A 6,791-nucleotide genomic window follows, 5' to 3' on the forward strand; every position below is an offset into this window, starting at 1 on the left:
GTAGGTGATGTCGGTGACCCACACCTGATTGGGCTTTACCACAGTAAATTCACGCTGTACGCGGTTAGGCGCTATCAGTGACGGTCGTCCCCGGGTCCCGCGTGGCACTTTATAACCATGTATGGCCTGTATCCTGTTTTTCCTCATGATTTTGGCGACCCGGTTTCTGCTGCACACTTCACCAATTTCACGAAGATCGCCGTGAATTCGGCGATAACCATAAACCCCACCACTCAGCGTATAGGAGTCGCGGATGAGCGCCAGCAGTCGCTGGTTATCCTTTTCTCCGGCAGATACAGGGTTATGGAGCCAGACATAAAATCCGGCACGGGCAACCTTGAGAACCCGACACATTGTAACGATCGACCAGATTTCACGGTGATCGTTGATAAAGCGGTACTTCAGTCGGGCTCCCTTGCAAAGTACCGCGCTGCCTTTTTCAGAATATCCCGTTCTTCCTCAGTGCGTTTAAGCTGCGCTTTCAGCCTGAGAATTTCTGTTCTGGCATCCAGTAAGTCCTGTGCCTGTTGCCCATTGTTGTCAGGCTTAACAGCGCGGAGCCATTTATAAAGACTGTGCGCCGAAACGCCGAGTCGTTCAGATACTTCAGCGATGGAATAGCCCCGCTCGGTAATTTGGCGGACAGCTTCTTCCTTAAATTCAGGGGTAAAACGTGGTGTGCCCATAGACTCCTCCTATGCTCAAACTATAGGGCAGATTTGTCTACGGGCTCGGGGGCACTCCATAAATGACTCTGAGGTGTCTGTTAAACCCGTGGCGATTCACTAGCGCTGTTGGTGTTGCCGTAGTCGCCCTAGCCTCTGCGGGCGCTTATGCCATTGTGAACAAAGTGTCTGAGTCGGTAATTCAGTTGATTGAAGAGTGATTATTTAGTTCGATATCTTTACAAGCTTAAGCCAAAAGCTCGCCATGCGAGCTTTTTCATGCTCTTCGTATTATGCGACGTTATGGTAAATAGTCTGAACTAATGTCAGCGAAGAGCGGACGTTGGTAGATTACAATTAACAGCTGTCGGGTCACGAGATGTTTTTTTTGATTGTTACTCAAATACAATTCTCTCCGAAGACTGAGGATACATCGACCATTTATCATAATTGCTGTGGCAGAAAGGAATGTTTTTCTGCCACATACGGGGTCAGTTTACTTTTGGAAAGTCCACCACGGTGTCATTCACACGGTTGACCATATTCGTAAACAGAATCGCACTGACTGCACTGATGACTTCTACTACCTGTCGATCGCTAAAGCCTGCTGCCAGAAAACGACTGACGGTTTCTTCTGGTAAGGTGTTGCGGGTCGTCACCAGAGTTTTTACAAATTTGACCAATGCATCAATATGCGGATCTTCCGGGAACTCTCCCCGGCGTAATGCCTTAATTTGCTCAACGCTGTAACCTGCCATTTTCCCGGTTAACGTATGCGCCGCCAGACAGTAATCACATCCTGACACTTCACTGACCACAAGGTTAACGGCTTCAATTTCCTGTTTATTCAGCTGGCTTTTCGCCAGCGTGGCGTTGTGTGACAATGCCTGACCCAGAATGTCGGGGGCGATCCCGATGGTCTGGTAGGCATTCGGGACTTTACCCATCGCTCGTTTAATGGCGCTGAAGAGATCTGCAGTCTTGCCAGTAGCATTTTCAGGTTGTACGGAAGTTAAACGGCTCATCATTTTTTCCTTTCAGTTTAGGGTTTCGCCGTATCGGCCATGAGCACATAATAGGGCTTACCAGGCAGGCAGGTAGGCCGTATCGTCTCGATTATTTGTCTTATCGTCTCAGGAGCCAGAGTGGACAACCTCAGTCGTTTGCTTTCCTTATTTACTCCAGCATGTAGCGTTAATCTTCACTGCCGTTTTGCCGGGCGCTGGGATGTCGACCACCCGCAACAAGCCGCCGGTATTGTGCCCTGGCATGTCATTCTTCGTGGCGAAACGCGGCTCATTGTTGAAGGAAAGACGTTCGATGTGCGCGCCGGTGATATCATTCTGTTCCCGCACGGATCCCCGCATTTATTGCAAAGCCTGGTGGACTGGGGGCAGGTTGTTCCTGCTCAGGTCAACAATAATGGCATTGTCACTGATGTGTGGACGGAAGGACCGGGGCCTGCGGTCGAGGTATTGTGTGGAGAGTTTCATTTCGGGCCGGGTTATCGCTGGATGTTCGCCGATGAAACGGTACTGATCCATCTCCGTGCCGATGAGCAACACGATTGCCCTGAGCTGGAAACGCTGCTGGTAATGCTGGTACGCGAAAGTCTGGGTGGTTTACCGGGCGGTGCGAGTATCGTTAAGGGGCTGGCAGATACGTTGCTCGCGCTAATCCTGCGTATTTTGCTGTCGCTGCACGAGCCTCCTGCGGGTGTTTTACGGCTACTGAGCGACAAACGTCTTGCTCCTGCCGTTCTGGCCGTTATCGCTGATCCTGCATTGCCATGGACGATGGAGTCGATGGCGCAACGCTGTTTTCTCTCACGCGCCACCTTCGCCCGCCACTTTTCACACAGCTATCATCAGACGCCCCAAGTCTGGCTCAACCAGTTACGTATGGTGTTAGCGGCAAGACTGCTTTCAGAAGAGAAAAATCTGACAGCAGAGAGAGTGGCTGAACAGTGTGGTTTTTTGTCTCTGTCGTCTTTTTCTAAAGCGTTCAAAAAAACCTATGGCATAACGCCTGCTCTGCACCGTAAACGTGGGTAGAGTGAACCATGCCGTAAATTAACGCCCTGCGCGAAGCGACTGAGGTGGAATGCCATACCCGCGAATAAACACCTCCCGCATATGTCGTCTGTCGCGAAAACCGGACTCGCGGGCAATGGCATCCAGTGATAGGCGGCTTTGTTCAATCATTAATCTGGCAGCCTCAAGTCGGAGTCCTTCAATGGCTTTTGCCGGAGATTTACCCGTCTCCTGACGAAAAAGGCGGCTAAGTTGGCGGGCACTGATATGTACCGCATCTGCCAGCAGTTCCACCGTCAGTGTTTTGTGCAGATTATTACGGGCATATTCCAGCGCAGTTTGCAGACGGTCTGAGCGGGGTGCCAGGGCAAGAATTTCTGAATGCTGCGTCTGACCGCCGGAACGGCGCTGGTTCATTACCAGACGATGTGCCACAGTACGGGCAATGTCTGCGCCGAGATCTTTCTCCACCATGCCGAGTGCCATATCCAGCCCGGCTGTCATGCCAGCCGATGTCCAGATAGTGTCATCAATAATAAAAATACGATCATCTTCAAGCTGAATAGTGGGATGTCGCGAAGCCAGGCTGTGTGAGTGTGCCCAGTGCGTAGTGGCGCGTTTTTGCTCCAGCAGCCCGGCCTGTGCCAGTACAAATGCCCCGGTGCAGATCCCGGCAATCCGGCGCGTCTGGCGGGCGGTGGCTTGCAGAAAGTGAATGACACCCGGGCTAGCCGGTTCATCCACTGGCGATAATACGCCCGCCACCAGCCAGGTATCCACCTGCGTTTCCTCGCTCAATTTTGCCGAGTCTACACCAATACCCGAAGAAGAACGTACAGTCCCACCGTGTTCGGAGTAGACCTCGGGTTGATAAAACGGACTTTCAGTCACCAGATTGGCAAACTCAAATACCGTCAGCGTAGACAGCGCCAGCATCTGGAAATGGTCGGCAATGATGAGTCCTAAACGGTGCATCTCAACTCCTTTATGACAGGTGAACCGCCTGATATTTCGCAGAACGTGCTCGTAACCATTCAGACGTCCACAGACTGGCCAGTGCCAGCAGCAGGAACAGGACTGAGCTTATCATTACTCCGTAAAACCCCGACAGCGGATAAAGCCATGATGCCACCGCCGACCCAAAACCAATACCGCAGAACATAAAGGCGCTGGTTAACGCCAGCGAAATTCCACGCGTTTCCGCGGTCGAGATCTCCACAATACGTCGCTGTTGAGTGGGCCATAACAGGTCAGTGGAGAAGGCCCAGACCACCAGCAGGATATACAACAATGACAACTGAGCAGGTAGCAGAATAATAATCAGCATATCCGCAACCAGTAAGGTCAGACCGGCAACCAGTAATTGCTCTGCACTGTAGTGGCGTGCGGCGCGAGTAACAAAAAGATTCCCCACAATACCCGCAATGCCGATAACAGCCAGCGCTATCGATACGGAAGATATATCCCCCTGCCAGCGATCTCGGATAATCGGAGAGATAAAGGCATACATATCGTATACACCGGAGGTGATAAAAAAGACCACCAGAAAGGCTGTCAGCGTTTTCCCCTCTGTAAGTACCCGGGCGACCTGCCGCAAATGAATATCGGCACCTTTGACCTCGTTCGGAACCAGAATCCACACTCCCGGCGCCGTCACCAGGCTGACCAGTGTGACAAGCATGAACAGCAAGCGAGCCCCCCAGGCGCTGGCTACCCATGTCGCAAGCGGAATACCGACCATGCTGGCCATCGACACCCCGAGCAGAATAGTGGCAATGGCACTGCCACGCTCTTTCGGCGCGACCAGCTCAGCGCCGAGCGCGACCAGAACTGGGCCTATCAACGATGCCCCCAGCCCCATCACAATCCGCGAAGCCACCAGCAGCTTGTAGTCTGGAGCAATGGCAAATATAAAGGCCCCGAGCCCAAATACCAGCATGCCTGCCAGCACCTGTGTTCTGCGCATCAGCTTGCCGAACAGTACCTGCGCCAGCGGTGCGCCCAGCGCAAATGTCAGACCAAAAATAGAGAGCAGGCGGGCACTTTGTGCATCGCTTATCCCCCACTCCTGAGAAATCGAACCCAGGCTGCCCGCCACGGAAAGTGAACCCGTCGCCTGAATAAAATACGCCAGACTTAGCGCCCATAACGCGCGCCTTTGAGATGTTGTCAGATGATTTTGCATCATAAACTCCAGGGATGGGGCAGTTACCTGCCCCTGAGTCGGTCAGGCAACCGGAATGGGGTTATCTACCATTGACTGATTAAACGCGTTCACCATCTCGTGTTCGTTCACACCCGGATTCGCACGTGCAGGGAGCACACTATCTACAATCACTTCAATGGAATCTGTCGCCAGTTTGTCAAAAGTTTGCTGGATAAAATCAGCTACCGGCATCGCACGGGAATCACCGCTTTTGTAGATCAAATCGGTATCGACCCAAGGCGGTGAAATCTCGATCACATTCACACCGGCATCGCGCAGTAAAAAACGCTGCGACAGGGTATAAGAATGAATCGCTGCTTTGGTTGCTGAGTAGAGTGCATTCGTCACCAAGGGTAAAAAAGCCAGAATCGAACTGTTGTTGATCAATACCGCATCCGGTTGTTGTTTCAGGTGCTCAACAAAGGCTGAACTGACCCGAACAGTGCCCAACAGGTTCGTGTCCAGTAAGGTGGTGGCCATATCGTCATCCAGTTCGGCAGCTGGATTATCGAAGGGCATAATGCCAGCGTTATTGATCACCACATTCAGGGCCGGATAGCGGGAGAGCACCTCTTTCGCCGCCGATTTAATGCTGGATACATCGGTGACATCCAGTACCACGGAATCCATTCCCGGATTGGCGGACGTAACCGTGTCAAGAAGAGCTTTACGACGGCCTGAAATGATCACCTGATTACCCATTTGATGAAATTTTTCTGCCATCTCGCGGCCAATACCCGACGTGCCGCCAGTGATAAAAATAGTGTTGCTTGTCAGTTTCATACGGTTATTCCTGTTGGCTAAATACAAGGCTAGTGAGTAAGTCCGGCACGATAACGGCCGGCGGGTACATTGCTGGAGAGGTGCGGGATCATAGCCTGGCGACTACTTTCCATCGCCTGCCAGTAAGCTTCGTTATGCAGTGACGGGATGGTGACAAATTCCCCGTTAAGAAAACCCGTAAGCGCCGCGTCCACCAGATCGTAAGCGCTCATTACTATTGACTTATCGAGTTGGTCAAGGGGTAAACCACCGTTATCCCAGAACGGCGTTGCTGTCGCGCCCGGCAGCACGGCCTGAAAATGGATGCCCTTTTCAGAGAGTTCATGATGCAGTGACTGAGTGAATGCCAGAACAAAGGCTTTTGTGCCGCCGTACACGCCGTTAAGCAGTTCCGGCGCAAGGCTGACAATCGATGAGATATTGATGATGGCACCCACACCTCGCGCGACAAATCCGGGAACCACGCTGTAAGTCAGACGGGTCAGAGCAACGACATTGAGATTAATCATCGCCTGCATTTGATCGACATCGCTCGACAACAACGGCGTATGAGTTCCGACACCGGCATTGTTCACCAGGAGAGTAATGCTGGCATCGGCACGCAGTTTTTTCTCCAGAGCAGCAAGCTGTTGGGCATCACCCAGATCGGTTGCCAGCACTTCCACATTGCGGGCGGTGTCAGCAGTGATGTGACTCGCCATCTGATTTAGGCGGTTATGATTACGGGCGATAATGGTAAGGTCGTATCCCATGCGCGCCAGTCGACTGGCGTAAACGGCACCGATGCCGGTGGATGCACCAGTGATTACGGCAGTGCCTTTACCCGGTTGTGTTGCGACACTCATTGCAGACTCCTTTCGATCACCATTGATTCGATGAGAGAATCATAAGTGAGAAAGAAATGTCGTAAATGACAATTATGGTAGTTATTTAGGACATTGCGTATTTCTGTTCAAGTAACGGGCAGGAGAGAAAGTAACTATCGGGCTGCGGTTTCATTTCAGACACATAAGACTACTTACGGTGTGTAGTAATGTCCGCTCCTGGCACGGAGCGGACCAGCTAACTGAGCTGAAGGTCCGCTGTGAGCGAGAAGCGGAAGTT

At 52.0% G+C, this 6,791-nt stretch carries 6 protein-coding genes and 1 pseudogene; 1 reads left to right on the forward strand and 6 read right to left on the reverse strand.

The genetic code is table 11. From position 1 onward, the window contains the following. Both ACT3RR_RS22610 and ACT3RR_RS22615 read right to left on the reverse strand, forming a co-directional pair. Positions 1–686, reverse strand: a pseudogene (locus tag ACT3RR_RS22610) (IS3 family transposase); the annotation flags it as partial. Between the two features lie 470 nt (positions 687–1,156). After that, complete coding sequence (locus ACT3RR_RS22615) at positions 1,157–1,690, reverse strand: carboxymuconolactone decarboxylase family protein (protein ID WP_004118098.1); 534 nt, start codon at positions 1,688–1,690, stop codon at positions 1,157–1,159. Positions 1,691–1,810: 120 nt separating this feature from the next. On the opposite strand from ACT3RR_RS22615, the gene ACT3RR_RS22620 reads away from it, so the two are divergent. Next, the gene (locus ACT3RR_RS22620; RefSeq protein WP_004118099.1) at positions 1,811–2,719 is read left to right on the forward strand and encodes an AraC family transcriptional regulator; all 909 of its coding nucleotides are present in this window, start codon (positions 1,811–1,813) and stop codon (positions 2,717–2,719) included. An 18-nt stretch (positions 2,720–2,737) separates the two neighbouring features. On the opposite strand, the gene ACT3RR_RS22625 is transcribed toward ACT3RR_RS22620, so the two are convergent. Genes ACT3RR_RS22625 through ACT3RR_RS22640 form a run of 4 tightly spaced genes read right to left on the reverse strand, consistent with a single transcriptional unit; the run spans position 2,738 to position 6,532 of the window. Next, entirely contained in the window at positions 2,738–3,673 is a 936-nt protein-coding gene (locus tag ACT3RR_RS22625) for a GlxA family transcriptional regulator (RefSeq protein WP_004118100.1), read from the reverse strand. Between the two features lie 10 nt (positions 3,674–3,683). After that, the gene (locus ACT3RR_RS22630) at positions 3,684–4,883 is read right to left on the reverse strand and encodes an MFS transporter (RefSeq protein ID WP_181213157.1); all 1,200 of its coding nucleotides are present in this window, start codon (positions 4,881–4,883) and stop codon (positions 3,684–3,686) included. A 42-nt stretch (positions 4,884–4,925) separates the two neighbouring features. Next, entirely contained in the window at positions 4,926–5,687 is a 762-nt protein-coding gene (locus ACT3RR_RS22635) for an SDR family oxidoreductase (protein WP_004118132.1), read from the reverse strand. A 29-nt stretch (positions 5,688–5,716) separates the two neighbouring features. Further along, the gene (locus tag ACT3RR_RS22640; RefSeq protein ID WP_032670836.1) at positions 5,717–6,532 is read right to left on the reverse strand and encodes an SDR family NAD(P)-dependent oxidoreductase; all 816 of its coding nucleotides are present in this window, start codon (positions 6,530–6,532) and stop codon (positions 5,717–5,719) included. Positions 6,533–6,791 lie beyond the last annotated feature (259 nt).

Source organism: Ewingella sp. AOP8-B2-18 (assembly GCF_052376015.1).
In the GTDB taxonomy this organism is placed as follows: domain Bacteria; phylum Pseudomonadota; class Gammaproteobacteria; order Enterobacterales; family Enterobacteriaceae; genus Ewingella; species Ewingella allii.